Genomic DNA, 24341 nt, shown 5'->3' with positions numbered 1-24341 from the left:
TGATGGCTTCGCAAGTCAAAGCCCGCGAAGGCCGCTCGGGCCGGACCTTCGTGCCGCGCTTGCGGCCGACCTTCGCCTGGGCACTGGCGCCGGCGGCGGCCGTGCTGTTCGCGTTCTGGTTACTGCCACTGGCGCACCTGATTGTGCTGGGCGGGCAACGTCGCGAGGGCAGCGACAGCGGTTATTGGCAGGTGCTGAGCAGCGTGCAATACCTGGGCAGTCTGGCGCAGACCTGCGTGCTGGCCCTGGTGGTGACTCTCGCGGCGCTGCTGGTAGGCGGCTTCAGCGGGGTGTTTCTCTCGCGCCAGCGCTTCTTCGGCCGTTCGGCACTGGTCGCCTTGCTGACCTTCCCACTGGCATTTCCCGGCGTGGTGGTCGGCTTTCTGGTCATCCTGCTGGCCGGCCGCCAAGGGCTGTTCGCCAGCCTGGGTCTTGAGCTGGCGGGTGAGCGCTGGATTTTTGCCTACTCGCTGACAGGACTGTTTGTCGGTTACCTGTACTTCTCGATTCCGCGGGTGATTCTCACTGTGATGGCGGCGTGTGAAAGCCTGGATCGCAGCCTGGAAGAAGCCGCCCATTCGCTGGGTGCGGGCCACTGGCGAGTGGTCTGCGATGTCATCGTCCCAGGTCTGGCGCCGGCGCTGGTGTCATGCGGGGCGATCTGCTTTGCCACGTCCATGGGCGCCTTTGGCACCGCCTTCACCCTGGGCACGCGGCTGAATGTAACCCCGGTAGCGATTTATAACGTGTTCACCAACTACGCCAATTTTGCCCTGGCCGCCGCGCTGTCGGTGGTGTTGGGCGTGCTGACCTGGCTGGTGCTGTTGCTGGCCCGCACACTGGTGAAACCTTCGAGGGCGGTCTTGTGAAGCGTTCAACACTGTTTGTCGGGCAACTGGTGTTTACCCTGCTGGTTTGCGCTTTCATGTTGGTCCCCGTGTTGATGTCGCTGCTGGCCGGATTGACGCGTAACTATTTCCAGGGAATGTCCAGCGGTCTGACGTTCGATTGGCTGGTGCAAGTCTGGCAGGCTTATTCGCCCACCGTCTGGCTGTCCCTGGAACTGGCAGTGGCCTGCGCGCTGTGTGTCTGTGTGGTTGGCGTACCCGCGGCTTATGCGTTGGTACGGATGAACAATCGCTTCAGTCGCGCGTTCGAGGAGCTGATGGTGTTGCCCGTGGCGATGCCCGGTTTGGCCAGCGCTTTGGCACTGCTGCTCACCTATGGTCGGTTCGGCGGGTTTCGCGGCAGTTGGTTATTCATTCTCGTCGGCCATGTGCTGTTCACCTTGCCGTTTCTGGTGCGCCCGGTGATGGCGGTGATGCAGCGCCAGCATCTGCCGATTCTGGAAGAGGCGGCAGCCAGCCTGGGCGCCGGGCCGATCCGGCGTTTCTTCAATGTGGTGCTGCCCAACTGCCGGGCGGGGATTCTCGCCGGTGTGTTGATGGTGGTCACCCTGTCGTTGGGCGAGTTCAACCTGACCTGGATGCTCCATACCCCGATGACCAAGACATTGCCGGTGGGCTTGGCCGACAGCTATGCCTCGGCCCGGCTGGAAGTCGCCAGTGCCTACACCCTCATATTTCTGCTGATGATCGTACCGCTGCTCATTGCGTTGCAGGCCATCAGCGGCCGTCTTTCCCGTGGAGAAAAACGATGACCGGAACCACCATTCGCCTAGAAGGTTGTCGCAAGGCGTTCGCTGATGGCACCGTTGCCGTACATGATCTGAACCTGACCATCGAAGCCGGGGAAACCTTGGCGATCCTGGGGCCTTCCGGTTGCGGTAAAACCACCACCTTGCGCCTGATCGCAGGTCTTGAGCGCCCGGACGTTGGACGGGTGATATTTGGCGACAGCGACGTCACACCCTTGCCCATCGAGCGTCGTGACGTGGGCATGGTGTTTCAGAACTATGCCTTGTTTCCGAACCTGGATGTGGCCGGCAACATCGTTTATGGCCTGAAAATCCGCGGTTTGTCACCCGCCGAGCGCAACAAGCGCTGTGCGGAGTTGCTGGAGTTGGTCGGGCTGCCTGATCACGGCAAACGCCGTATTCACGAGTTATCCGGCGGTCAGCGTCAGCGGGTCGCCCTGGCCCGTGCCCTGGCGCCACGGCCCAAGGTGTTGCTGCTCGATGAGCCCTTGGCGGCGCTGGATGCACAGTTACGTGAGCGCCTGCGTGGCGAGCTGGATCAGTTGCTGCGCAGTTTGAAAATCACCGCGGTGTTTGTCACTCACGATCAGGGCGAAGCCATGGCACTGGGCGATCGCATCTTGGTCATGGAGCACGGTCGCGTCGCCCAATTGGCCAGCCCGCGGGAAATCTACCAGCAGCCGGCCAATGCTTTTGTCGCCAGTTTTGTCGGCAACCTCAATGCTTTTCCGGTGATCGAGCGCACGCGCGATGGTTTGAAAGTCAGCGGCGGCGAATTGCCCTGGAAAGGCGCCAGCCTGCCCGCCACCGTGTATTGCCGCCCTGAGCATCTGCGGGTGATGGAGTGTCAGGGGCACCTGCGCGGACGTCTTGTCGGTCAGTTTTTCCAGGGGGCGCAAAGCCGCCTGCTGGTCGATGTCGGCGCCGCACAGCCATTGCTGGTGGACAGTACCGATGGCGTCATCCATGCCACCGGCGCGCTGATTGCCTTGGCCGTCGAGCCGCAAGTGCTGTTCACCCTGTAATCCCAACGTCCTGGTTTCCAGAGAGCTTATTTTGAACCCTCCTTTTCTCATTGCGCAGATCAGCGATCTGCATCTCAAAGCCGCTGAGCGGCTGAGTTATGGCGTCGTCGATACCCTGGGTGCGTTGCGGCGCGCGGTCGATCATCTGAATACCCGTCATCCGCGGCCCGACATCGTGGTAGTCAGTGGCGATCTGGTGGACTTCGGGCGTCCTGATGAATATGCCGTGCTGCGCCCCGAACTGGCACGCCTGCGCATGCCTTTCTACCTGGTGCCCGGTAACCACGACAATCGGGAACATTTGTTGGCGGCATTCGCCGACCACACCTACCTGCCGAGGTCGGCCGGTGAACCACTGGATTGGGTGGTGGAGGATCATCCGCTGCGGCTTATCGGTCTGGACACGAGCGTGCCCGGTGCCCATGGCGGCCAGTTGCAGGACAGCCAGCTACGTTGGCTCGATGAACAGCTGGCCCGTCGTCCCGAGGCTCCGACGCTATTGGTTCTGCATCATCCGCCGTTTATCAGCGGCATTGGCCATATGGACCGCGAGCCGTTTATCAATGCGCCGGCGCTGGAGCAGCTCATCGCCCGTCACCGGCAGGTGGAGCGCTTGTTGTGCGGGCACTTGCATCGGCCGATGCAGCGACGCTTCGGCGCTAGCCTGATTTGTGTGTGCCCCGGCACCTCACATCAAATCGTGCTGGATCTGCAACCAACCGCCCCGGCGCATTTCAATCTGGAACCGCCGGGGTATCTGTTGCATCACTGGCATGAGCAGGCGCTGGTGACCCATAACGGCGTGTTTGGCGAATATCCCGGACCCTATCCGTTTTATGACGCTCACGGATTGATTGACTGATCACTAGAGATCGAGCACCAGCAGCGGTGTTTTCGAGCGCGAGCAGCAAGGGGTGAACTGGTCGTTGGCGGCTTGTTCATCCTCGGTGAGGAACAGGTCGCGATGTTCCGGCACGCCCTCCAGGACTCGCGTCAGGCAAGTGCCACAGATGCCCTGTTCGCAGGAAATGGCGATCTCGATGCCGTTGTCCTGCAGCACCTGTACCACGCTCTTGTCGGCCGGTACTTCGAAGAGCTGGCCGCTGCTGGCGAGCTTGATCGAGAAACGACCGTCGGCGCCGGTGTCGATGGGGGCGGCGGCAAAGTACTCGCGATGCAGGCATGGCTCCTGCCAGCCGGCGACCTTGGCCGTGTCCAACACGTGCTGCATAAAGCCACCGGGGCCACACACATACACATGAGTGTCGTGTTCAGGCGTGGCCAGGACCTTGGCCGCATCCAGTGCAGTCTCGGGTTCCTGATCGAAATGCAGGAACACCCGCTCGGCAAATGGCGCGTGTTGCAAACGTTCGACAAAGGCCGCGCGGTCCCGGGAACGGGCACAGTAATGCAGTTCGAAATCCGCGCCGCTGTGCGCCAGGCGTTCGGCCATGCAGAGGATCGGGGTAATGCCGATCCCACCGGCGAACAGCAGGCTGCGCCTGGCCTCATGGACCAACGGAAAGAGATTGCGCGGTTCGCTGATCGACAGCTGAGTGCCCGGCTCGATCTGCTCGTGCATGACCCGTGAACCGCCCCGGGAGCTTGGGTCCTTGAGCACGCCGATCAGGTAGCGGTGGCGTTCTTCGGGATGGTTGCACAGGGAGTATTGCCGGACCAGGCCGCCGGGCAGGTGCACGTCGATATGGGCGCCGGCACTGAAAGCCGGCAAGGCTTGTTCATCGACGCTGGCCAGCTCGTAGCTGCAGATGTCCAGGGCTTCGTTGTGGCGCGAGACCACCCGCACCTCGATCATGCCAGCGACTCCCGTGGGGCGCGTTCCCGAGCGATCAGACGCTCCAGGACCCGGCGCGACTGTACGCCGCCAGCGTCGATATTGAGCTTGAGCAGGTTGCGCAGAGGATGGTCGAGCAGGTTCTGCTGCTGGCGCTCGAGCATCTCCAGGTCTTCGCTGAAAATCTTCCCCTGGCCCTCGCGGATGCTCGCGGTCAGGGCTTGGTCCAGCGGGTTGAAGTGGCGCGCCATCCCCCAGAAGTACCAGATCGAAGTCTCTGTTTGCGGGGTGATGAAGTCGACGACGATACTCGACGCCTTGAACTGCGGATCGGCGTGATAACCGCCTTTGCCCGCATGGGCCACACCGACCTCTATCAGCACATGACTGGGCGGGTTGAAGCGGCAGATCTGCCAACGGTCCACCGGCACATCGTCGGCCAGATTGTTACCGCGCAGAGCCATGCGCCAGAAGGGCGGTGCCATGATGTTTTCCATGTGGCGGGCGGTGATCACCTCGTCGCCCTCGACCGTCGTGATCGGCGCGACCTCATCGATTTCCTTCTGGCCGATGCTGGATGCATGCACGTAAGTTTCGTGGGTCAGGTCCATCAGGTTGTCGATCATCAGGCGGTAGTCGCACTGGATATGAAACAGGCCTCCGCCATAGGCCCACTGATCGCTGATTGCCCATTCCAGATGAGGGATCAGCGCTGCGTCGGCCTGTTCCTGATCGCCGGGCCAGACCCAGACAAATCCATAGCGCTCGACCACGCGGAAGGTCTTGTTGCAGGGGAACCCCCGGACTCGCTGCCCCGGCATTGCCACGGTCTTGCCATCGCAACCCATGACCAGGCCGTGATAGCCGCACACCAGATTGCCGTTTTCGACGTATCCCAGTGACAGCGGAGCGCCGCGATGGGGGCAGAAGTCCTCGACGGCCGACACCTGGCCTTCATGCCCACGGTAGAAAACCATCTTTTCACCACAGATCTGACGGCCCAGGGGCTTGTCGAGCTCATCAGGCGTACAGGCGACGTACCAGGTGTTCTTGAGATACATGGCGATTCTCCCAGTTTTTTTTGTCTTTAGTGGATCCATTAGGTTTGTTTTTAACGATCAAGTCAAATAAAAAATGCCATTTTTATTTTTAGTGGATCCATTAAATCATTTGATGAGTATCTGCGCCGCGCGGTGTCGAGACTTTAATTGATCTTATTAAATATTTTATTGACTAAACAAATAGTCTCGGTTAATTATTTGCCTGCATCTGCTCTCACGCAGAGTCATTTCCAGGGTCAACCCGATGAGTCAGAACCACCTGCCTTTGCTGGCCGGTCTTTATGTCGAGACCAATGAGTCTTCAGCCGGTGAGCGTATCGCGCCGTCACTCATGCAAGGCTTTCCGGCCGAACCAGAACGCCGTGTCACCTGGTCCAACTGGATGCATCCGCCATTCAACCAGTGGGGTTTTCGCAACCTGGCACGCCTGCGTCCGTCCGTCGACGTGCAGGCCGGTACAGGTCCGGCCAGTGTGTTGAAGGAGGCGCCGCTGGCGCTGGATGAGCTGCATTTCGCCAGCGAATGCGGTCTGGGCGTCAGCGTTATTGATCACCTGGTGGCCAGTCACACCGATGCTTTCCTGGTCATGCAGGGCGACACGGTGTTGTTCGAGCGGTACTTCAACGGCCAGCAACCGCAGGACCGGCACGTCATGTTCTCGGTCACCAAGTCGCTGATTGGCGCCCTGGGCGAGCAATTGGTCTGCGAGGGACTCCTCGACCCGGCATTGCCCGCGGTGCATTACGTGCCGGAGATGCAGGGCAGCGCGTTTGCCGATGCCAGCGTGCGGCAGCTCTTCGACATGGCCGTGGGCATCGACTACAGCGAGGTCTATGACGATCCCGACTCCGAGAGTTCGCAGTACGGCTACGCCTGCGGGTTCCAGCCGGCACCGGCACGGTATGCCCGGTTCGAGTCGCTATACCAGTACCTGCCGTCCCTGCAGAAGCGCGGTGAGCATGGTGGCTTTTTCCACTATGTGACCGCCACTACCGAAGCCTTGGCCTGGGTCATGGAACGTGCCTCGGGCAAGGCCTGCGACCAGTTGCTGCAAGAGATCTGGAGCCAGTTGGGTTGTGAGCGCGACGGCTACTTCATGGCCGACCCCTGGGGGCGCAGTGTTGCCGGTGCCGGTTTCAGCGCCACCCTGCGGGATATGGCCCGTTTCGGTCGCCTCCTGGCCAACGATGGCCGCCACGACGGCTTGCAGTTGCTGTCGAGCGAGACCGTCGCGCGCATTGCCGCCGGCTCCGATCCCGCGCTCTACGCTGCGGACCCGGACTTCTCCCAGTGGACACCCGGGGCTTCCTATCGCAGCCAGTGGTACGTCTTCAACGACCACAGCCAGGCGCTTATGGCGGGCGGGATTCATGGCCAATACCTGTTCGTCGACAAGTGCTCCGGCGTGGTGATCGTCAAGCAGTCATCGCTGGTCGATGCCGTCAGTCCATTCGATGCTGACAGCGTGCGCATGCTGCGCGCCATCGCCACTCATCTGAGTCGTTGAAGTTCCCTTAAAACAACAACCTTGCCTGTCGATTCATCCGACCCGAAGGGGTCTTGGCGGCGTACTGCGCCGCCGTTCATCTGCCCTGTAACAACAATAAATCACACAGGAGCTTCACTATGTTTCCCATGATGCGTTTTACCCGAACGCTATTGGCAGTCGGGTTACCCTTGGCTACCCAGGCGGCGCTGGCGGGCTACACCTTCGAGGATGGTGACCTCAAGGGTGAGGTCAACCTCACGGCGGGCGGGGCTACGCTGTTCACCCGCAATGTCAACTTCGGTCGCGGCCGGGTTGATATCCGCAATGGTCGGAGGGACGGCAGCAGCGTTGACTGGCAGGAGTTCTACGTAAAACCCGGGGTCAAGCTGGAGTATGCCGTGCAGCCGGACTTCAGCCTGCTGGGCGGTGGCTCGCTGGTGGCGGCGAAGACCTTGGGCGATGGTGATGCCGGTGGTTTCACCCGTAGTTCCGACGGTAAGGTGGCAACAGAAGAGCTCTACGGTGGATTTCGCAGCGGCGAGTGGACCTTGACTGCTGGTCGGCAGAACTACCTGATCGGCACCGGCTTCATCGTCATGGACGGCAACCTCGACCAGAAAAAGGATGGTGCTTATTGGCTTGCCCCGAGAACGGCTTTCAGGGATTCGGCGATCCTGGCCTGGGAGCATGCGGCCGTGAAGGCCCAGGCCTTCACCTTGCGTACCGATGCCGACCTGGGGGACTTTCGCATGACGGGCGTCAACCTGGATTACAACCTCGACGATCAGGTGACGCTGGGGGCCATGGCGATGAAGGTCAATGCGCTGGGCCCCAAGGGCAGCACCCTGCCTCAACGCCGGGACGGGATGCTGGTGTACAACCTCAGGGCGCTGAATGCCAAGGTGCCGGGCATAGCGAACCTGACCCTGAATGGCGAATATGCCCTGGAACGGGGGAGTGGCGAGGGCGTCGATTATGATGCCAATGCCTGGTATGGCCAGGCGGATTACGCTTTCAATACCTTGCCACTGACCCCGGTCATCGGCTATCGCTATGCGAGTTTCTCCGGCGACGACAACCTCACCGATAATCGGCAGAAGGCCTGGGATCCGCTGAGCAAGGGCTTCGTCGACTGGAGCACCTGGTTGATTGGCGATGTGGTCGGCAACTACCTGCTGTTCAATAGTAACGAAAATGTTCAACAGTTTTCGCTCAAGACCCATCTCAACGAAACCCTGACCCTGGGTGCGATTCACTACCAGTTCTGGTTGGATGAAAAAAACTACCAGGGCGCAGCGGTCAATGATCGGCGGTTTGCCGACGAGAGTGTCATCTTCCTGGATTGGGCCACTTCGAAGTCATTGTCCACCTCGCTGTCCTATAACTGGGTCAAGCCGCTGGCGGCAGCCAGGCAAGTGTTCGGCGACGATCAGAAATTCAGCGCGCTGGAACTGTATTTCACCTACCGCTACTAAGTGCCGCGAGCCTTCGCGGCCGCGCTGGAGTGTTTCATCATGAACCGTCTTTTGCGTAACACCTTGCTGGGTGCTGTCGTTTCGTTGCTGGCCAGTGGTTTGTGTCTGGCTGAAGAGCGGACGGTCCGGATCTACAACTGGATCGAGTACCTGCCGCCGGAGATTCTGAAGAGTTTTCAGGAGGAAACCGGTATCCGTCCGATCTACGATGTTTTCGACAGTGTCGAGACCCTGGAGTCCAAGCTTCTGACCGGCAATTCCGGGTATGACGTGGTGTACCCGAGCAGCTCGAATATCAGCCACTTGATCGAGGCCGGTGCCATCCAACCTCTGGACCGCAGCCAACTGCCCAACTGGCAGCACCTGGACCCCGAGTTCATGAAGTCCCTGGAGGCGGTAGGCGACACCGGCAATCGCTACGCGGCGCCATACCTATGGGGCACCACCCTGATCGGCTACAACGTCGACAAGGTCCGGCAGGCCTTGGGTGCCAATGTGCAGATGAACAGCTGGGACATGATCTTCAAGGCAGAGAATCTCGCCAAGCTGGCCGGTTGCGGCGTCGGCTTTCTCGACGCGGCCAACGAGATCGTGCCCATCGCCTTGCACTACAAGGGCCTCGATCCCAACAGCCAGAAACGTGAGGACTATCCGCAGGCTCAGGCGGCGATGATGAAAATTCGTCCTTACATCACCTACTTCAACTCGTCGCGCTATGGCATGGACCTGGCCAACGGCGATATCTGCGTTGCGGTGGGCTGGTCGGGTGGCGTGGCGTTGGCCAAGCAACTGGCCGATGCCGCCGGCAAGGGCGTCAAGGTCGAGATGGCGTTACCCAAGGAAGGTGCGCCGATGTGGTCGGATGTGATGGTGGTGCCGGCCAACGCACCGAATGCCAAGGAGGCCTATGAGTTCATCAACTACATCCTGCGACCGGATGTGATCGCCCGGATCAGCAACAAGATCGGTTACCCCAACCCGAACAAGGACGCTACCACGTTGGTGAATGCCGACATCCGTAACAACCCCAATATGTATGTTCCGGACGCGGCGCGCAAAACGCTGTTCGCCCTGCAACCCATGCCGGCAGCCATGGAACGGATTCGCACCCGTACCTGGACAAACATCAAGACCAATCGCTGATCAACGCGGCTGCCGCTCAGGCATGCATGCCCTGGAACAGCAGGGCGGTAATGCGCCGTACCTGGCTGGAGTGGGACTCCAGGTCCGGCTGCGCCTGGTTGACCAGGCGCAGCAACTGAAGGTGCGCATAGTCATTGAGCAGGAACGCGGCTGTCTCGACGTTGAGGTCGGCGCGCAGCTTGCCGGCCTGTTGCAGGTCCCTGAGCAGGCCGCTGATTTCCGCGCGCAACGCATCGTTCATGGCGCGGTAGCCCGCGGGCAGTTCGTTGTCACCACCAAACAGGATCAAAGGCAGCAGTTCACGCCAGAGGCTGGGATGCATGACTTCCAGGGCGTAGCGGGTCAAGAGCTGTTCCAGGTAGCACAACGTGTCGACCGGATCATCCATTTCGGGGATCTGGCTGCGGGTGTCCTTGAGGGCACGCTGGTCGGCGGCGTGGAGGATTTCGAGGATGATTTCCTGCTTGTTGCCGAAGTACTTGAACACCGTGGGTGCCGAGACCCCGGCCTGGTTGGCGATCTGTTCGATGGTGGTGTTCTGGAAACCCTGGCGCTCGAACAGCTCCACTGCCGCCTTGCTGATGGCCTGGCGGCGTAGGGCTTTTTGGCGTTCACGCAGTCCAGTCACGGGAGGTCCTTCTGGATAGGCAGGTAAGAAAGCCTGCAGGATAATCGATTATCTTTGTCGCAAAAATACTTTATTAAATAAAGCTTATCCACACTTGCCTTCCAGGCCCGGCACAGGACTATCAATTGGCCGGTTCCGGCGCGAGCTGAGGCAACTTCGGGTGGTTGAGTCTAGAGGCGCGGGCCTGAGTCAGGTCGATGCCTGTTGGTACTTCTTCAGGCGATAGGCAAACTGCGCCCGGCTCAACCCCAGCAGGCGCGCCGCCGCCGCCAGATTGCCCGCGCTGTGTTGCAGCGCTTCGTCGATCAGGCGTGACTCCAGGCCTTCGATGGAGAAACCCTGTTCCAGCCGGGTCAGGGTTTCCAGCAAGGCCGGGCGCGGCTGTGTGCCGGTGGGACTCTGGTCGATGGCCGCCAAGCTGCCGTTATCGTCCAGAGAGTACAGCTCCCGGGGGATGGGCTCGTTGCGAAACAGGTGGACCAGGTCGATGGCTTGGCCATCTTCGCTGGCGATCAGGCCGCGCTCCACCAGGTTCTGCAGTTCCCGCACGTTGCCGGGGAAGTCGTAGCGCAGCAGCGCCTTGAGCGCACGCATGGTCAGCCCGGCGGGTTTGCGCGCGTAGTCCAGGCAGAAGCGCCGCAGGAACGCATTGATCAGCAACGGGATGTCGTCGCGTCGCTCGCGCAGCGGCGGCAGGGTGATGGGGAAGACGTTCAGGCGGTAGAACAGGTCCTCGCGAAACTCTCCGGCCGCTACTGCTTTGCGCAGGTCGACATTGGTAGCCGCCACCACCCGCACATCAACCTTGATCGGCTGACCGCCACCGACGCGTTCGATCTCACGCTCCTGCAAGGCTCGCAGCAACTTGCCTTGTCCGGGCAGGCTGAGGCTGGCGATTTCATCGAGAAACAGGGTGCCGCCATGGGCCCGTTCGAAGCGTCCGGGGCGCGAATGGGTCGCGCCGGTGTAGGCTCCACGTTCGACGCCGAACAGCTCCGCTTCGATCAGGTTATCCGGGATTGCGGCGCAGTTGAGAGCCACGAAAGGCGCTTGATGGCGTGGGCTGTACTGATGCAACTGGCGGGCAAACAGCTCCTTGCCGACCCCGGATTCGCCGCTGAACAGCACCGTTGCCGGCGTCGGCGCCACGCGTTGCAAGGCGAGGGTGGCGGCATTGAAGGCGGCGCTGGCGCCAATGGGTTTGGGCCCGCCGGGCACTTCGTTGTCATCCTGGGGCGCGGGGGCCGGGGTCTGGCGCTGTCTCAAAGGGGAGTAGGCCGGTGATGCGGTGAGATAACTCAGGTCCTGCTCGACATCGCCCCATTGCTCGGCGGTCTTGCCGACCACGCGGCAGGTTTCATGGCCCATACCCCGGCATTCGGTTTCGCGGAAGATCACCAGGCGCCCGAAGAGCCCGCTGACATAACCGATGGCATAGCCCAGTTCGGTCCAGCACACCGGGTCCTGGCCGATCCCGTAGGCAGCGATATGTTCGTCGGCTTCGCAGGAGTGATGCCAGAGGAACTCGCCCTGGTAAAAGCCGGAATCGGCGTCGAACTTGAAATGCAGGGGTTCGACCTTGGTCATGCCTTCTAGGGTATGCAGGCGCGTACCGGCGGAGAAAATCGCCGCGGCCTCGGCGTCCGGCCAGCGCTCACGGATCAGTCGGGCATCTCGTGCGCCGGACAGGTAGCCGGTGCGGGTAAACAGGCCACGGGTCTGTTCCAGCCCCTGGCGATCAATGATCTCCCGACGTAACGCGCCGAAGGATGAACTGTGCAAGAGCAGCATGCGCTGGTCATTGAGCCAGATGCGCCCGTCGACCGGGGAGAAGAACAGGCACTCGGTCAGCTCGGCCAGGGTCGGTGAGTTGCCCTCGACCAGTTGGGTACTGTCTCCTCGGGGAGAAAAATGCTCCTCCAGCATCGCGAGATCCGGGAACAGCGAATGGGGATTGTTCATTGTTATGCCCCTGAGCGCGTTGACTGATCGAAATGATCAACGTCGAAATAGTTATTAAGCATAACTTTATCATTTGAACAAGTACCGCCGTGTCGGGCCCGCGCCGGTGCTGCTGTTCGATCCGCGGGTTCCTCTCTCGAACCCTCAAGCCAGAGCCTTCGCTGTCCAAAGAGCGACGGAGCGCGGGAAATCGGCATGGCCCTTGCTCTAGTGCTTTCACCACGCAGACGACTTCAGCGCTTCGGCGAGGCTGCGTCGGGCGATGACAAACACAAGAGCCGGGAGGCCGAAATGGCGGTAAGTGAACCCTCTGATTTCCTGCAGGACGAGTTGTGGTGTGAGCGCATTTTCACCGGCGACTGGATACGCCCGTTGGGTGGCAGCAATAGTGTGCGTGAGCCGGCCACCGGTGAAGTGCTGACGATTACCGGACTGGCCGATGCGGCTGACATCGCCTTTGCCAGCCTCACCGCTGCCCGCGTGCAGCCGGCCTGGGCGGCATTGGGGCCACGGGAACGTGCGGAGATCTTCCGCAAGGCCGCCGCACTGGCCCAGCAACACTTTGCCGAGTTGGCGCTGTACATCGCCAGGGAAAGTGGCGGCAGTCTGTTCAAGGGCGAACATGAGGTCCGGGAGGCGATCGTCCTGCTGCATCAGGCCGCCGGTCTGCTGTCGCAACCCCATGGTCTGGTTCTGCCCAGTGAGGCAGGGCGCTTGTCTTATGCCCGTCGCCTGCCCCACGGCGTGGTCGGGGTGATCTCGCCGTTCAACTTCCCCCTGGTGCTCTCACTGCGCTCGGTGGCACCGGCATTGGCGGCCGGCAACGCCGTGGTGCTCAAGCCCGATCCGCAAACCCCGGTCAGTGGCGGTTTCATCATTGCCCGGCTGTTCGAGGCTGCCGGCCTGCCCAAAGGCCTGTTGCAGGTGTTGCCGGGCGGGGCAGTGGCCGGCGAGGCGCTGTGCCGCGACCCCTATGTGCGGATGATCGCGTTCACCGGTTCCACCGCCGCGGGTCGCAAGGTCGCGGAGGTGGCGGGTCGTCATCTGAAGAAAGTGGCCTTGGAGCTGGGTGGTAAGAACTCGCTGATCGTTCTCGAAGACGCTGATCTCGATCTGGCGGCGAGCAATGCCGCCTGGGGCGCCTGGTTGCATCAGGGGCAAATCTGCATGGCCACCGGACGCATCCTGGTCCATGAATCGATTGCTGAGGAGCTGGTTCGCCGCTTGGCCGAAAAAGCCCGGACGATCACGGTCGGCAATGCCGCTCGTGGCGAGGCGGTGCTCGGGCCCTTGATCAACCAGCGCCAGTTGCAACGCGTGCATGAAATCGTCACGGACAGTTTGAGGGGGGGGGCAAGGCTGGAGGCGGGTGGCGAGTTTGACCAGCTCTTCTACCAACCCACGGTGCTTTCCGGCGTGCGTCCGGGCATGCGCGCGTTCGACGAGGAGATCTTCGGCCCGGTGGCCACGGTGGTGAGTTTCACCAACGACGAGGAGGCCATCGAATTGGCCAATCGCACCGAGTACGGCTTGTCGGCGGGAATCATCTCGCCTTCACTCGGACGCGCGATGGCGATGGGCGAGCGACTCAATTGCGGCCTGCTGCATATCAACGACCAGACGGTGGCTGACGAGTGCATCAATCCGTTCGGCGGGCGTGGCAGTTCGGGAAATGCCGGCAGCGTGGGTGGTCCGGCCGACTGGGACGAATACACCCAATGGCAGTGGGTGACGGTCAAGGACACCGCGCCGCGCTACCCGTTCTGAGAAAGACAGGCCGACGCGAGCGATCGGCCAGCCTGGTGAACACACAAAAACAATAAGAGGACACAACATGAAGCTTGATAACAAGATTGTGCTGGTGACCGGGGTCTCCTCGGGTATCGGCGCCGCCACGGCAAGCCTGCTGCGCTACCACGGCGCCCAGGTGATCGGCGTGGATCTGAAGGCTCCGCACATGACCCTGGATGGCTTTGTCCTGGGCGATTTGAGCAGCGCCGAGAGTATCGACCGGCTGTTACCGCAGCTACCCGCACGGATCGATAGCCTGTGCAATATCGCCGGAGTCCCGGGTACCGCCGACCCGCAACTGCTGGCGCAGGTCAACTACCTCGGCTTGCGTCACCTGAGCCGCGCGCTGCTGCCGCGCATCACGGCGGGGGGCAGCATCGTCAATATCGCCTCGATCCTTGGTGCCGAGTGGCCGCTGCGCCTGGAGCTGCACAAGGAGCTGGCGCGCATCGAGGGTTTTGCCGCCGCGCAAGCCTGGCTGGCCGGGCACCCGGTCCCGGACCAGACCTGCTACCAGTACTTCAAGGAAGCCTTGATCGTCTGGAACTATCTGCAGGCCCAGCCCTGGTTTCTCGAGCATTCGGTGCGCATGAACAGCGTGGCGCCAGGCCCGGTGTTCACCCCCATCCTCGGCGACTTCGTGAGCATGCTCGGCGAGGCCCGGACCCAGGCCGATGCCCATCGCATGAAGCGTCCCGGTTATGCCGATGAGGTGGCGGCGGTGATCGCTTTCCTGTGTGCCGACGAGTCGCGCTGGATCAACGGCGTCAACCTGGCCGTCGATGGCGGATTGGCTTCTACCTACATCTGAAACACAAACCCGTAAACAGCGGCGCAGGCCGCTACCCGAGCGTGTTGGCTGGCGCCATACGTGCAAAGCCATGCCAAAAATAAAAATAATGAGGAGCGTCCATGGACAACGTAACAGGTGGCTTTCGTTTCAGGCACGGTGCCCTGTTTCTGGTGTTATGCAGCGCAGGCGCGATGCTTGAAAGGGCCGAGGCGATGCAATTGGATCTCGGCGATTCCGACTGGAAACTGCGCTGGGACAACACCATCAAGTACAGCCAGGCCTGGCGTCTGCAGGGGCAGGACAGCCGCTTGACCAATGCACCAACCGCCAACGGCCTGTACCCCTCGATCCAGGGCCAGGGTGATAAAAATTTCAGCACCGGCCTGGTTTCCAACCGCCTGGACCTGTTTTCCGAAATGGACCTCAGTCGGCAGAACTACGGGCTGCGGGTGAGCGGCGCGGCCTGGTACGACGATATCTACAACCAGGGAACCGACAGCAGCGAACAACCGCATTTCCTCAGTGACACTCGCAAGCTCAATGGTCGCGACGCCGAAATCCTTGATGCCTTCGTGTTCCTGCGGGGGGATCTCGGTGAAGACTCCCAGGGCGTGGTGCGTCTGGGGCGGCATAGCCTGGTCTACGGTGAAAGCCTGTTCTATGGCGGCAATGGTATCGCCAATGCCCAGGGCCCGACCGATGTGGTCAAGTTGCTCAGTGTGCCAGGGACCCAGTTCAAGGAGATCCTGCGTCCGGTCAACCAGATCTCCGGGCAGTTGCAGATCAACCCGCAGTTGTCGGTGGGCGCCTACTACCAGTTCGAGTGGGAGCGCTCCAACCTGCCGGGTGCCGGCAGCTACCTGAGCGATACCGACGCCATCGGCTACGGCAGCGGTTCGCTGCGTGAGGTGTTCGGTAATGACACGGTGAACGCGGGTGATCTGAAACCGAAAAACTCGGGGCAGGGCGGTATGCAGATTCGCTTCAAACCGAGCGGGACCGAGTTGGAACTGGGTTTTTACGCCGCGCAATATCACGACAAAACTCCGATCGGCCTGTACGCCTACCTCGACGGCCCGGCCGCCGCGGCCAGCAGGTTGCCGATCCTGGGCGCTTATCGTCAGGTCTACGCCGAAGATATCCGCACGGCTGGCATGAGCTTCTCCACGGCCCGGGGCCCGTTCAACTTTGCCGGTGAAACCTCGATTCGCTGGAATGCGCCGCTGGTGAGCAATCTGCAAGTGGTGACCCCGGGCATGTTGGCGGACGGCGGCGACCACTCGCTGTTTGCCCGCGGCAAAACCGCCCACGCCAACCTGTCGGCGATCTATCTGTTGTCGCCGACGGCCTTCTGGGATGGCGGCTCGGCCCTGGCCGAGCTGGCCTGGAACCGCACACTGAGTATCACCGAGAACGCTGCGGCCCTGGACTCCAACACCACCCGCGATGCCACGGCGCTGCGGGTGCTGGTGGAGCCGGCGTATTTCCAGATTGTCGATGGGGTCGACCTGACCGTGCCGATCGGCATGGGCGTGGTGCTCGACGGACGTTCTTCGGCGGTGAACAAATCGGGCTTCGGTAATACCCACTCCGGCGACTGGAGTGTCGGGCTCAAGGCCACCTATCTGCAGCGCTGGGATGTCGGCCTGAACTACGTGAACTTCTTCGGCGCACCGAAAGCCGGGCTGCGTCAGGACGGCAATTTCAGCTACGGGCAATCGCTGGCCGACCGCGACTTCGTTTCGCTCTATGTGAAAACCTCATTCTAACAAGGTGGATTCGCCATGCAGAACAACGCTTTTCTCAATACCTGCGTCCTCACCCTGGCCCTGGCCGGCATCAGCCTGGCGCAGGCGGCGGTGTCGCCCGAACAGGCCGCCCGCTTGAAATCCGAACTGACACCCCTTGGCGGCGAGCGCGCCGGCAACGCCGATGGCAGCATCCCGGCCTGGAATGGCGGCTATACCCAGGTCGCGCCCGGCTACAAAGCTGGTGACAAGCGTGCCGATCCATTCGCCGGGGAGAAACCGCTGTACTCGATCAAGGCCGCGAATATGGCGCAGTACGCCAACGAGTTGGCCGAAGGCACCAAGATTCTGTTGAAGAAATACCCGGACTATCGCCTGGACGTCTATCCGACCCACCGTTCGGCCGCCGCCCCGCAATGGGTGTATGACAATACTGCGAAGAATGCCGTCCGTGCCACGTTGGACGTCGAGAGCGAGAAAGTCACCGGCGCCTATGGCGGTATCCCGTTTCCGATTCCCGACAACGGCGCGCAAGTCCTGTGGAACTACCGATTGTCCTGGCAGGGCGGTGACACCATCAGTTCACCTTTCGACACCTGGCTGATGACCGCGGGCGGCAAGAAAGTCCAGGCCACCCGGGCGCTGTATACCTACCAGTTTCCCTATTACATCGAAAGCGGCAGCCCGGAAAATTTCTCCGGCAAATACCTGATTGGCAAACTGTTCACCGAGCTGCCGTCGTCCAAGGCTGGTGAAGGCCTGATGACCCATTGGGACCTGGACCCGGCCAACCGTGCGGCCTGGCAGTACCTGGTCGGTCAGCGCCGGGTGCGCCGGGCACCGAATATTGCCTATGACACCCCGGACTTCGTCACCTCTGGTGTCGGCCTGTTCGACGAAGCCTTCATGCTGTTCGGGCCGACCGACCGCTACGACCTCAAGCTGATGGGCAAGAAAGAACTGATCGTCGCTTACAACAATAACCGCGCCGGCCTGGCCAAGAGCGATGATCTGGTCAAGCCGAACTTCCTCAATCCCGACCTGGTGCGCTGGGAGAAACATCGGGTCTGGGTGGTCGAGGCCACGCTCAAATCCGGCAAGCGTCATGTGGTGCCGCGTCGGACCTACTACATCGACGAGGACTCTTGGCAGATCCTGATGGCTGACGGCTATGACGCCCAGGGCAAGCTGGGGCGCCAGATGTATTCGCTGACGCTGTTGGCGCCGGACTTGCCGGTGCTGACCGCGCAGGTCATGTGGGGCAGTTACAACCTCGACACCGGCGCCTACTTCCTCAACTCATCGAGCAATGACCTGGCGGTGCAGTACCAGAAAGTCGCGAAACCTTCTGCCTCCTTCTTCACGCCGGACGCCATGGCCAACGAAAACATGCGTTGAACCACGGGCAGCCGTGGCGGGCGAGCAGCCCGTCACGGTCGCCAGTGACTTTCCAAGCAGGATAAAAATATGAATGTTGAAAGAATCTTTGCGCGTATTGGCCGGCGATGGGGCCCCTGTGCCTTGGTCTTGTACCTGTGGGCGAGCATGTCCACTGCAGCGCAGGCCGCGACCTTTGCGGTACTGCAGCAACCGGCACTGCCCACCACCAAGGCCCCGCGCGCGGTATTGCTCGGCTTGGCCCGGGCCGGGGAGCGTTTGGTGGCGGTCGGTGAGCGCGGCATCGTGCTGCTCTCGGACGACTCGGGGAAAAGTTGGCGTCAGGCCAGTGTGCCGGTCAACGTCAGCCTGACGGCGGTGCAATTCGTCGATGCCCGGCAGGGTTGGGCAGTCGGTCATCTGGGGGTGGTATTGCACAGTGAGGACGGCGGTGAAACCTGGCACAAACAGCTCGACGGCGAAGCTGCCGCCGCGCTGGCGGTGCAGGCCGCGCAGCGCGATGCCGAGCAACCGCGTGGTGCCAGCAACCTGGAGCAGGCCCGGCATCTACTGGGTGACGGACCGGACAAGCCGTTTCTCGATCTGTACTTCAGTGATCGGCTGCACGGCTACGTCGTCGGCGCCTACAACCAGATCTATCGCACCGACGACGGTGGGCGAAGCTGGCAGCCCTGGATGTGGCATGTGGACAATCCACAAGGCCTGAACTTCTACGGCATTCGTGCGGCAGGCAACGATCTGCTGCTGGTAGGCGAGCGAGGCCTGTTGCTGCGTTCGAGCGACGCCGGGGATTCGTTCCAGGCCCTGAAGTCACCTTATGAAGGTAGTTTTTTCGGCCTGCTCGGCACCCGTGAGGGCGCCTTGATTGCCTATGGTTTGCGCGGTAACGCCTGGTGGTCGGATAACCGTGGCAACAGTTGGCGACGCCTCGACACCGGTGTCGAGTCAACGCTGGCGAGTGCCATCGAACTACGGGATGGCAGCCTGCTGCTGGCCAGCCAGAGCGGGGAACTGCTGCTCAGCCATGACCAGGGTCGCAGCTTCGACAAACGTCAGAGCCGCGACGGCGCGACGGTCGCGGCCGTGCAACAGGCAGCCGACGGCAGTCTGGCCAGTGTCGGTTTGACTGGCGTGGCCGCCGACCAGGATTCGCGGGCCTCCGGCAAACCTTGAAACTTCACGGTGTAGCGCTATCGGGCCATGGCCCGTGCAACAGGAGTCAGACTTGAAAGACGACAAAACGCAAACCGTGATCAGTCGCCTGGAGGATTTCGACCAGGCTTCGGGCAACTTCGCCGAGCGGGCGATCTTCAACCACCGTCCGTGGGTGATCCTGCTGTGTCTGCTGGTGACCCTGCTGCTCGGCTGGCAAGCCACGCGCATCGGCATCAACGCCAGCTATGAGAAAACCATTCCCAGCGGCCACCCCTATGTTGCCAACTTCCTGAACAATCGCAGTGAGCTGAGTGGCTTGGGCAACTCGTTGCGGATTGCCGTGGAGGTCAGGCAGGGCAGCATTTTCACCAAGGGCTACCTTGACACGCTGGCCAAGCTCAACGACGAGCTCTATTTGCTGCCGGGCGTGGACCGGCCCTACATGAAATCGCTATGGACTCCGACCACGCGCTGGACCGCGGTGACGGAAGAGGGCCTCGATGGCGGTACGGTGATCCCTGACGACTACGACGGGTCTGCCGCCAGTATCGAGCAAGTGCGCACCAATGTTGCCCGCTCCGGTGAGGTCGGCCAGTTGGTGGCCGGCAACTTCAAGTCCAGCGTGATCTTCTTACCTTTGCTCGAAATCAACCCGCAGACCGGAAAAGCCCTGGACTACGGCCAATTTTCCCGACAGATGGAAGCCCTGCGCAACAAGTACCAGACCGAAGACCTGCGCATCCATATCACCGGCTTCACCAAGATTGCCGGCGATCTGATCGAGGGCTTAACCCAGGTCCTGCTGTTTTTCGTGGTGGCGGTACTGGTGACCGTGGTAGTGCTTTATGGTTATACCCGGTGCGCGCGTAGCACCCTGCTGGTGGTGATCTGTTCGCTGGTGGCGGTGCTCTGGCAACTGGGTCTGCTGGCGACCCTGGGTTTTGAGCTGGACCCTTACTCGGCGTTGGTGCCGTTTCTGGTGTTCGCCATTGGCATGAGCCATGGTGCACAGAAGATGAATGGCATCATGCAGGACGTCGGTCGCGGTACCCACCGGGTGGTGGCCGCGCGTTATACCTTCCGTCGACTGTTCGCCGCCGGGATGGCCGCGTTGCTCTGCGATGCGGTGGGTTTCGCGGTGTTGCTGCTGATCAATATCCGGGTGATCCAGGACCTGGCGATCACCGCCAGCCTCGGTGTGGCGGTGCTGATCTTCACCAACCTGATCCTGCTGCCGATCCTGCTCAGCTATGTCGGTGTCAGCTCGGCAGCGGCAAAACGCAGCCTGAGCTCGGAAACCGCCGGGCTGCAGACGCGGATCAAGCATCCATTGTGGCACTTTCTCGATCGGTTCACCCAGCGCCGCTGGGCCATTGGCGTGCTGCTCGGCGGCCTGCTGCTGGCCGCGCTCGGTTTTGCCATGAGCCTGCAACTGAAGATCGGCGATCTCGATCCCGGTGCCCCGGAGTTGCGAGTCGACTCGCGCTACAACCGTGACGCGCAGTTCATGACCGGCAACTATGCGGCCAGCTCGGATATTTTCGTGGTCATGATCAAGACTCCGGAGGATCAGTGCACACGCTATGCCAGCCTGGCCGCGGTGGACGAGTTGGCCTGGCGGCTGGAGCAACTGCCCGGAGTGGAGTCGACCTCCTCGATGGCGGCGTTGAGCAAGATGGCAACAGTCGGTTACAACGAAGGCAACTTCAAATGGTATGAGCTGATCCCCAATGACGGCGCGCTGGGCGCGGTACAGACTCGGGCCCCACGGGAGCTGTTCAACCAGGGCTGCTCGATGCTCTCGCTGTACGTTTACCTGGCCGATCACAAGGCCGATACCCTGAGCCGGGTGGTGGCGGCCAGTGAGCAATTTATCGCCGGGCATCCGGTGCCTGAGGTCAAGTTCATGCTGGCCGCCGGCAGTGCCGGCATCGAAGCCGCGACCAATATAGTGGTAAAAAAATCCATGCACGAGATGCTGTTCTGGGTGTATGGCGCGGTCAGCCTGCTGTGTCTGCTGACCTTCCGCAGTTGGCGTGCCACCCTCTGCGCGATGCTGCCACTGATGCTCACCTCGATTCTGTGCGAGGCGCTGATGGTGACATTGGGGATGGGGGTGAAAGTCGCGACTCTGCCGGTGATCGCCCTTGGCGTGGGCATCGGCATTGACTATGCGCTCTATGTCTTGAGCGTGATCCTGGCGCGGATGCGTGTCGGTGACAGCCTGGCCCAGGCCTATTACCAGGCACTGCTGTTCACTGGCAAGGTGGTGCTGTTGACCGGTATGACACTGGCGGTAGCAGTGTCGACCTGGGCTTTCTCGCCGATCAAGTTCCAGGCCGACATGGGCATCCTGTTGGCCTTCATGTTCCTGGTGAATATGCTCGGCGCCTTGATCCTGCTGCCGGCACTGGCCTGGTTGCTGCTGCCGCGCAAGGTCTTCGCAAAAAAGCCTGAAGCGAGCCTGCTGGTGCACTGATGCGAGAACCGCGGCCCAGTGCGTGGGCCGCAGTCCAAGCGCCATCAATAACGGATCATCGCCGACGCGATCACACGGTTTGAAATCCGCCTGACAGCTTCTGCTTCAAGTAACTGACCAAAGCCGTCACCGATTTAGGGACATGGGGCGAGTAGGGGCGGATGAGATAAATCTCGTCGGCGAAGGCCCCCGTCAACGTCCAGCCCCTGAGCACCTGCACCAGCTTGCCGCTGGACAGCGCGGCATGGGCGCTGAAGTCAGGTAGCAGGGCGATGCCCAGATGACTGAGCGCCGAGTCGCGCAACGCTTCGCTGTTGTTGGTGGCAAAGCTGCCGGTGATGGGCACCGTGATGCGTTCTACATCTTTTGCGCTTCGTTTGGTTCGTTCGAAGGTCCAGGCGGGCTGATCAGTGCCGCGTGGGTAATACAGACAATTGTGTGCGGGGAGCTCTCCAGGCTCTCGGGGTTCACCCTCGCGCTGCAGGTATTCCCGGGTGGCGACGAGCACGGAAGCGGTGTCGCAGAGCTTCCAGGCCACATGTGTTTCCGGTACCTGGAAACCATGCCTCACTGCCAGGTCATATCCCTCGGCGGCCAGTGAACTCAGGGCATCGGAAACATCCAGCTGAATGCGCACCTGCGGGTACTGCTGGAGGAATTCAGCGAGGTGAGGCACCAGTTGCTGCCGGGCGAAGGCAACGGGCGCGGTCAGACGTAGCAGGCCGCGGATTTCCCCGGCCGAGTCCCGCACCGAGGAAAAACTGCGGGCAATCTGCTCATAGGCGCTGCGCACTTCCCGGGTCAATGACAGCCCGGCATCGGTAAGCCGCACGCTGCGTGTGGTGCGGGTCACCAGGCGTGTGCCGGTGGCCTTTTCAAGATCGCTGATACGTTGGCTGACTGCGGATTTACTGACACCCAGGCGTGTCGCCGCCGCAGTATAGGTGCCCTGTTCCTCCAGTACCGATAGCCAGTGGATATGGCTCCAGAGCCCTTCGATTTCAGATTTTTCCACGATTTTATTGTTCTCATAAATGCACAATCAGTTCTGGATTCTGCTCTGGTTTTGAACAAACTGAAAGCCTATCGTGAGTTTCACCGCTGGCTTGCAACGCTGCCGGCCCGACTCTCAACCTGGACCCATTGCCATGACCCCCTCGATCGAGCATTTCATCAATGATCAACGCGTTTCCCGCGATGATCGCTATCAGGACGTCTACAACCCAGCCACGGGTGAGGTGACCGGGCGCGTTGCGCTGGCGAGCCGCCAGACCGTTTGCGAAGCTGTCGAGGCGGCCAAGGCGGCGTTCCCGGCGTGGAGCGATACTCCACCCATCCGCCGTGCGCGGGTACTTTTCCAGTACCTGCACCTGCTGCGCATGCGCAAGGACGATCTGGCCCGCATTATCGTCGCCGAGCACGGCAAGGTCTTCACTGACGCCCAGGGTGAAGTGGACCGTGGTATCGATATTCTGGAGTTCGCCTGTGGTATTCCAAACCTGCTCAAGGGCGATCATTCCGACCAGGTGTCCCGAGGCATGGATAACTGGACCATGCGCCAGCCGCTGGGTGTTGTCGCCGGTATCACGCCCTTCAACTTCCCGGTGATGGTGCCCATGTGGATGTACCCGGTTGCCATCGCTGCCGGTAATACCTTCATTCTCAAACCGAGCCCGACTGATCCGAGCGCCGCGCTGTTCATGGCTGAGTTGCTTCGCGAAGCCGGGTTGCCCAAAGGTGTCTTCAACGTCGTGCAGGGCGACAAGGAATCAGTTGATGCACTGATCGGGCACCCCGACGTCAAGGCGATCAGCTTCGTGGGTTCCACGCCTATCGCCCAATACATCTACGAAACCGGCGCTCGTCACGGTAAACGCGTGCAAGGCCTGGGCGGCGCGAAAAACCACATGGTCGTCATGCCCGATGCGGATATCGAGCGTACCGTCGATGCGCTGATCGGTGCCGCGTTCGGCAGCGCCGGCGAACGTTGCATGGCCATCTCGGTGGCGGTCCTGGTCGGCGATGTGGCGGACCAGGTGGTCGCGGCACTGACCCGGCGCGGTCGTGAGTTGAACATCACCGACGGCCGCGACCTGAAGGCGGAGATGGGGCCGATCGTTTCGCGGGCCGCCCGTGAGCGAATCAGCGGTTACATTGCTCAAGGCGTGGAGGCTGGCGCGCAGTTGCTGCTCGATGGCCGGGACTTTGTACCGGCCGAGCCAGGCCTGGAGAACGGATTCTGGTTGGGGGCGACACTCTTCGACCACGTCACCGCCGAGATGAGTATCTACCGCGAAGAGATCTTTGGCCCGGTCCTGGCCTGCGTGCGCGTACCTGACTTCGTCGCAGCGTTGAAATTGGTCAACGAACATGAGTTCGGCAATGGCGTCAGTTGTTTCACCCGCGACGGCAATGTCGCCCGCGAATTCGCCCGCCGTATCGAAGTGGGCATGGTCGGCATCAACGTGCCAATTCCGGTGCCGATGGCCTGGCATGGCTTTGGCGGCTGGAAGAAAAGCCTGTTCGGTGACATGCACGCTTATGGAGAGGAGGGCGTGCGCTTCTACACCAAGCAGAAGTCGATCATGCAGCGCTGGTCGGAGAGCATTGAACAGGGGGCCGAGTTTGCGATGCCTGTCTCAAAGTGATCTGAGTCTCAAGCGTTACGAGAAAGTACCCACGGAGGTTGATACCTCCTGGACGCTATTCGCGCGGATCCACCGAGTCCTGGAATACGTGCAT

General features: G+C 61.3%; 19 protein-coding genes. 14 read left to right on the top strand and 5 right to left on the bottom strand.

Features of this window, described 5'->3' with window-relative positions; translation table 11 throughout:
• The first annotated feature begins 2 nt into the window (after nucleotides 1-2).
• From M5B99_RS04855 to M5B99_RS04840, 4 genes are read left to right on the top strand one after another with little or no spacing between them, the layout of a single operon-like run.
• Nucleotides 3-869 (top strand): ABC transporter permease, encoded by an 867-nt coding sequence (locus M5B99_RS04855; RefSeq protein WP_248802909.1) that lies wholly within the window; start codon nucleotides 3-5, stop codon nucleotides 867-869.
• Nucleotides 866-1660, top strand: a complete 795-nt coding sequence (locus M5B99_RS04850; RefSeq protein ID WP_248802908.1) for an ABC transporter permease — start codon at nucleotides 866-868, stop codon at nucleotides 1658-1660. Before M5B99_RS04855 ends, M5B99_RS04850 begins: the two co-directional genes overlap by 4 nt.
• A complete protein-coding gene (locus M5B99_RS04845; protein ID WP_248802907.1) occupies nucleotides 1657-2682 on the top strand; it encodes an ABC transporter ATP-binding protein in 1026 nt (341 codons plus the stop codon). The genes M5B99_RS04850 and M5B99_RS04845 overlap by 4 nt, the downstream gene beginning before the upstream one ends.
• A gap of 31 nt (nucleotides 2683-2713) precedes the next feature.
• Nucleotides 2714-3544: a phosphodiesterase gene (locus M5B99_RS04840; RefSeq protein WP_248802906.1), complete on the top strand. Its 831-nt coding sequence runs from the start codon at nucleotides 2714-2716 to the stop codon at nucleotides 3542-3544.
• A 3-nt stretch (nucleotides 3545-3547) separates the two neighbouring features.
• Here M5B99_RS04840 and M5B99_RS04835 read toward each other — a convergent pair whose 3' ends face one another.
• Both M5B99_RS04835 and M5B99_RS04830 read right to left on the bottom strand, forming a co-directional pair.
• A complete protein-coding gene (locus M5B99_RS04835) occupies nucleotides 3548-4498 on the bottom strand; it encodes a PDR/VanB family oxidoreductase (protein ID WP_248802905.1) in 951 nt (316 codons plus the stop codon).
• Nucleotides 4495-5538 (bottom strand): aromatic ring-hydroxylating oxygenase subunit alpha, encoded by a 1044-nt coding sequence (locus M5B99_RS04830; RefSeq protein ID WP_248802904.1) that lies wholly within the window; start codon nucleotides 5536-5538, stop codon nucleotides 4495-4497. The genes M5B99_RS04835 and M5B99_RS04830 overlap by 4 nt, the downstream gene beginning before the upstream one ends.
• 244 nt (nucleotides 5539-5782) lie before the next feature.
• On the opposite strand from M5B99_RS04830, the gene M5B99_RS04825 reads away from it, so the two are divergent.
• The 3 genes from M5B99_RS04825 to M5B99_RS04815 all read left to right on the top strand — a co-directional run bounded on the left by M5B99_RS04825 (nucleotide 5783) and on the right by M5B99_RS04815 (nucleotide 9645).
• Nucleotides 5783-7045: a serine hydrolase domain-containing protein gene (locus M5B99_RS04825; protein WP_248802903.1), complete on the top strand. Its 1263-nt coding sequence runs from the start codon at nucleotides 5783-5785 to the stop codon at nucleotides 7043-7045.
• 119 nt (nucleotides 7046-7164) lie between these two features.
• The gene (locus M5B99_RS04820; RefSeq protein WP_248802902.1) at nucleotides 7165-8502 is read left to right on the top strand and encodes an alginate export family protein; all 1338 of its coding nucleotides are present in this window, start codon (nucleotides 7165-7167) and stop codon (nucleotides 8500-8502) included.
• A gap of 39 nt (nucleotides 8503-8541) precedes the next feature.
• Nucleotides 8542-9645 carry a polyamine ABC transporter substrate-binding protein gene (locus M5B99_RS04815; RefSeq protein WP_248802901.1) on the top strand — a complete coding sequence of 368 codons (1104 nt, stop codon included), beginning with the start codon at nucleotides 8542-8544 and terminating at the stop codon, nucleotides 9643-9645.
• A 16-nt stretch (nucleotides 9646-9661) separates the two neighbouring features.
• On the opposite strand, the gene M5B99_RS04810 is transcribed toward M5B99_RS04815, so the two are convergent.
• Nucleotides 9662-10273: a TetR/AcrR family transcriptional regulator gene (locus tag M5B99_RS04810; protein ID WP_248802900.1), complete on the bottom strand. Its 612-nt coding sequence runs from the start codon at nucleotides 10271-10273 to the stop codon at nucleotides 9662-9664.
• A gap of 189 nt (nucleotides 10274-10462) precedes the next feature.
• Nucleotides 10463-12235 carry a sigma-54-dependent Fis family transcriptional regulator gene (locus tag M5B99_RS04805; RefSeq protein ID WP_248802899.1) on the bottom strand — a complete coding sequence of 591 codons (1773 nt, stop codon included), beginning with the start codon at nucleotides 12233-12235 and terminating at the stop codon, nucleotides 10463-10465.
• Between the two features lie 291 nt (nucleotides 12236-12526).
• Here M5B99_RS04805 and M5B99_RS04800 point away from each other — a divergent pair, with 291 nt between their 5' ends.
• The 6 genes from M5B99_RS04800 (at nucleotide 12527) to M5B99_RS04775 (ending at nucleotide 21599) form a co-directional block, all read left to right on the top strand.
• Nucleotides 12527-14002, top strand: a complete 1476-nt coding sequence (locus M5B99_RS04800; protein WP_248802898.1) for a benzaldehyde dehydrogenase — start codon at nucleotides 12527-12529, stop codon at nucleotides 14000-14002.
• A gap of 67 nt (nucleotides 14003-14069) precedes the next feature.
• Nucleotides 14070-14837, top strand: a complete 768-nt coding sequence (locus M5B99_RS04795) for a coniferyl-alcohol dehydrogenase (protein ID WP_248802897.1) — start codon at nucleotides 14070-14072, stop codon at nucleotides 14835-14837.
• 101 nt (nucleotides 14838-14938) lie between these two features.
• Nucleotides 14939-16588 (top strand): DUF1302 domain-containing protein, encoded by a 1650-nt coding sequence (locus M5B99_RS04790; RefSeq protein ID WP_248802896.1) that lies wholly within the window; start codon nucleotides 14939-14941, stop codon nucleotides 16586-16588.
• A 15-nt stretch (nucleotides 16589-16603) separates the two neighbouring features.
• On the top strand, nucleotides 16604-17965 hold the full coding sequence (locus M5B99_RS04785) for a DUF1329 domain-containing protein (protein ID WP_248802895.1): 1362 nt from the start codon (nucleotides 16604-16606) through the stop codon (nucleotides 17963-17965).
• Nucleotides 17966-18034: 69 nt separating this feature from the next.
• Nucleotides 18035-19138 (top strand): WD40/YVTN/BNR-like repeat-containing protein, encoded by a 1104-nt coding sequence (locus M5B99_RS04780; protein ID WP_248802894.1) that lies wholly within the window; start codon nucleotides 18035-18037, stop codon nucleotides 19136-19138.
• A 52-nt stretch (nucleotides 19139-19190) separates the two neighbouring features.
• Entirely contained in the window at nucleotides 19191-21599 is a 2409-nt protein-coding gene (locus M5B99_RS04775; RefSeq protein WP_248802893.1) for an efflux RND transporter permease subunit, read from the top strand.
• A 70-nt stretch (nucleotides 21600-21669) separates the two neighbouring features.
• Here the strand turns inward: M5B99_RS04775 and M5B99_RS04770 are convergent, their stop codons facing one another.
• A complete protein-coding gene (locus M5B99_RS04770) occupies nucleotides 21670-22614 on the bottom strand; it encodes a LysR family transcriptional regulator (RefSeq protein ID WP_248802892.1) in 945 nt (314 codons plus the stop codon).
• A gap of 133 nt (nucleotides 22615-22747) precedes the next feature.
• Between M5B99_RS04770 and M5B99_RS04765 the strand changes: the two genes are divergently transcribed.
• Nucleotides 22748-24247 carry a CoA-acylating methylmalonate-semialdehyde dehydrogenase gene (locus M5B99_RS04765; protein ID WP_248802891.1) on the top strand — a complete coding sequence of 500 codons (1500 nt, stop codon included), beginning with the start codon at nucleotides 22748-22750 and terminating at the stop codon, nucleotides 24245-24247.
• The last annotated feature ends 94 nt before the right edge of the window (nucleotides 24248-24341 follow it).

The organism is Pseudomonas sp. MWU13-2100 (assembly GCF_023242365.1).
Taxonomy (GTDB): domain Bacteria; phylum Pseudomonadota; class Gammaproteobacteria; order Pseudomonadales; family Pseudomonadaceae; genus Aquipseudomonas.
The sequence above is the reverse complement of the archived record's forward strand: the minus strand, read 5'-3'. Positions and strand labels throughout refer to the sequence as shown.

What these genes read in the sequence shown, in the direction of transcription:
- M5B99_RS04765 (WP_248802891.1), top strand. Translation starts at nt 22,748, where the DNA reads ATGACCCCCTCGATCGAGCATTTCATCAATGATCAACGCGTTTCCCGC.
- M5B99_RS04820 (WP_248802902.1), top strand. Translation starts at nt 7,165, where the DNA reads ATGTTTCCCATGATGCGTTTTACCCGAACGCTATTGGCAGTCGGGTTA.
- M5B99_RS04805 (WP_248802899.1), bottom strand. Translation starts at nt 12,235, where the DNA reads ATGAACAATCCCCATTCGCTGTTCCCGGATCTCGCGATGCTGGAGGAG.
- M5B99_RS04845 (WP_248802907.1), top strand. Translation starts at nt 1,657, where the DNA reads ATGACCGGAACCACCATTCGCCTAGAAGGTTGTCGCAAGGCGTTCGCT.
- M5B99_RS04785 (WP_248802895.1), top strand. Translation starts at nt 16,604, where the DNA reads ATGCAGAACAACGCTTTTCTCAATACCTGCGTCCTCACCCTGGCCCTG.
- M5B99_RS04780 (WP_248802894.1), top strand. Translation starts at nt 18,035, where the DNA reads ATGAATGTTGAAAGAATCTTTGCGCGTATTGGCCGGCGATGGGGCCCC.
- M5B99_RS04855 (WP_248802909.1), top strand. Translation starts at nt 3, where the DNA reads ATGGCTTCGCAAGTCAAAGCCCGCGAAGGCCGCTCGGGCCGGACCTTC.
- M5B99_RS04835 (WP_248802905.1), bottom strand. Translation starts at nt 4,498, where the DNA reads ATGATCGAGGTGCGGGTGGTCTCGCGCCACAACGAAGCCCTGGACATC.
- M5B99_RS04830 (WP_248802904.1), bottom strand. Translation starts at nt 5,538, where the DNA reads ATGTATCTCAAGAACACCTGGTACGTCGCCTGTACGCCTGATGAGCTC.
- M5B99_RS04795 (WP_248802897.1), top strand. Translation starts at nt 14,070, where the DNA reads ATGAAGCTTGATAACAAGATTGTGCTGGTGACCGGGGTCTCCTCGGGT.
- M5B99_RS04790 (WP_248802896.1), top strand. Translation starts at nt 14,939, where the DNA reads ATGGACAACGTAACAGGTGGCTTTCGTTTCAGGCACGGTGCCCTGTTT.
- M5B99_RS04800 (WP_248802898.1), top strand. Translation starts at nt 12,527, where the DNA reads ATGGCGGTAAGTGAACCCTCTGATTTCCTGCAGGACGAGTTGTGGTGT.
- M5B99_RS04815 (WP_248802901.1), top strand. Translation starts at nt 8,542, where the DNA reads ATGAACCGTCTTTTGCGTAACACCTTGCTGGGTGCTGTCGTTTCGTTG.
- M5B99_RS04825 (WP_248802903.1), top strand. Translation starts at nt 5,783, where the DNA reads ATGAGTCAGAACCACCTGCCTTTGCTGGCCGGTCTTTATGTCGAGACC.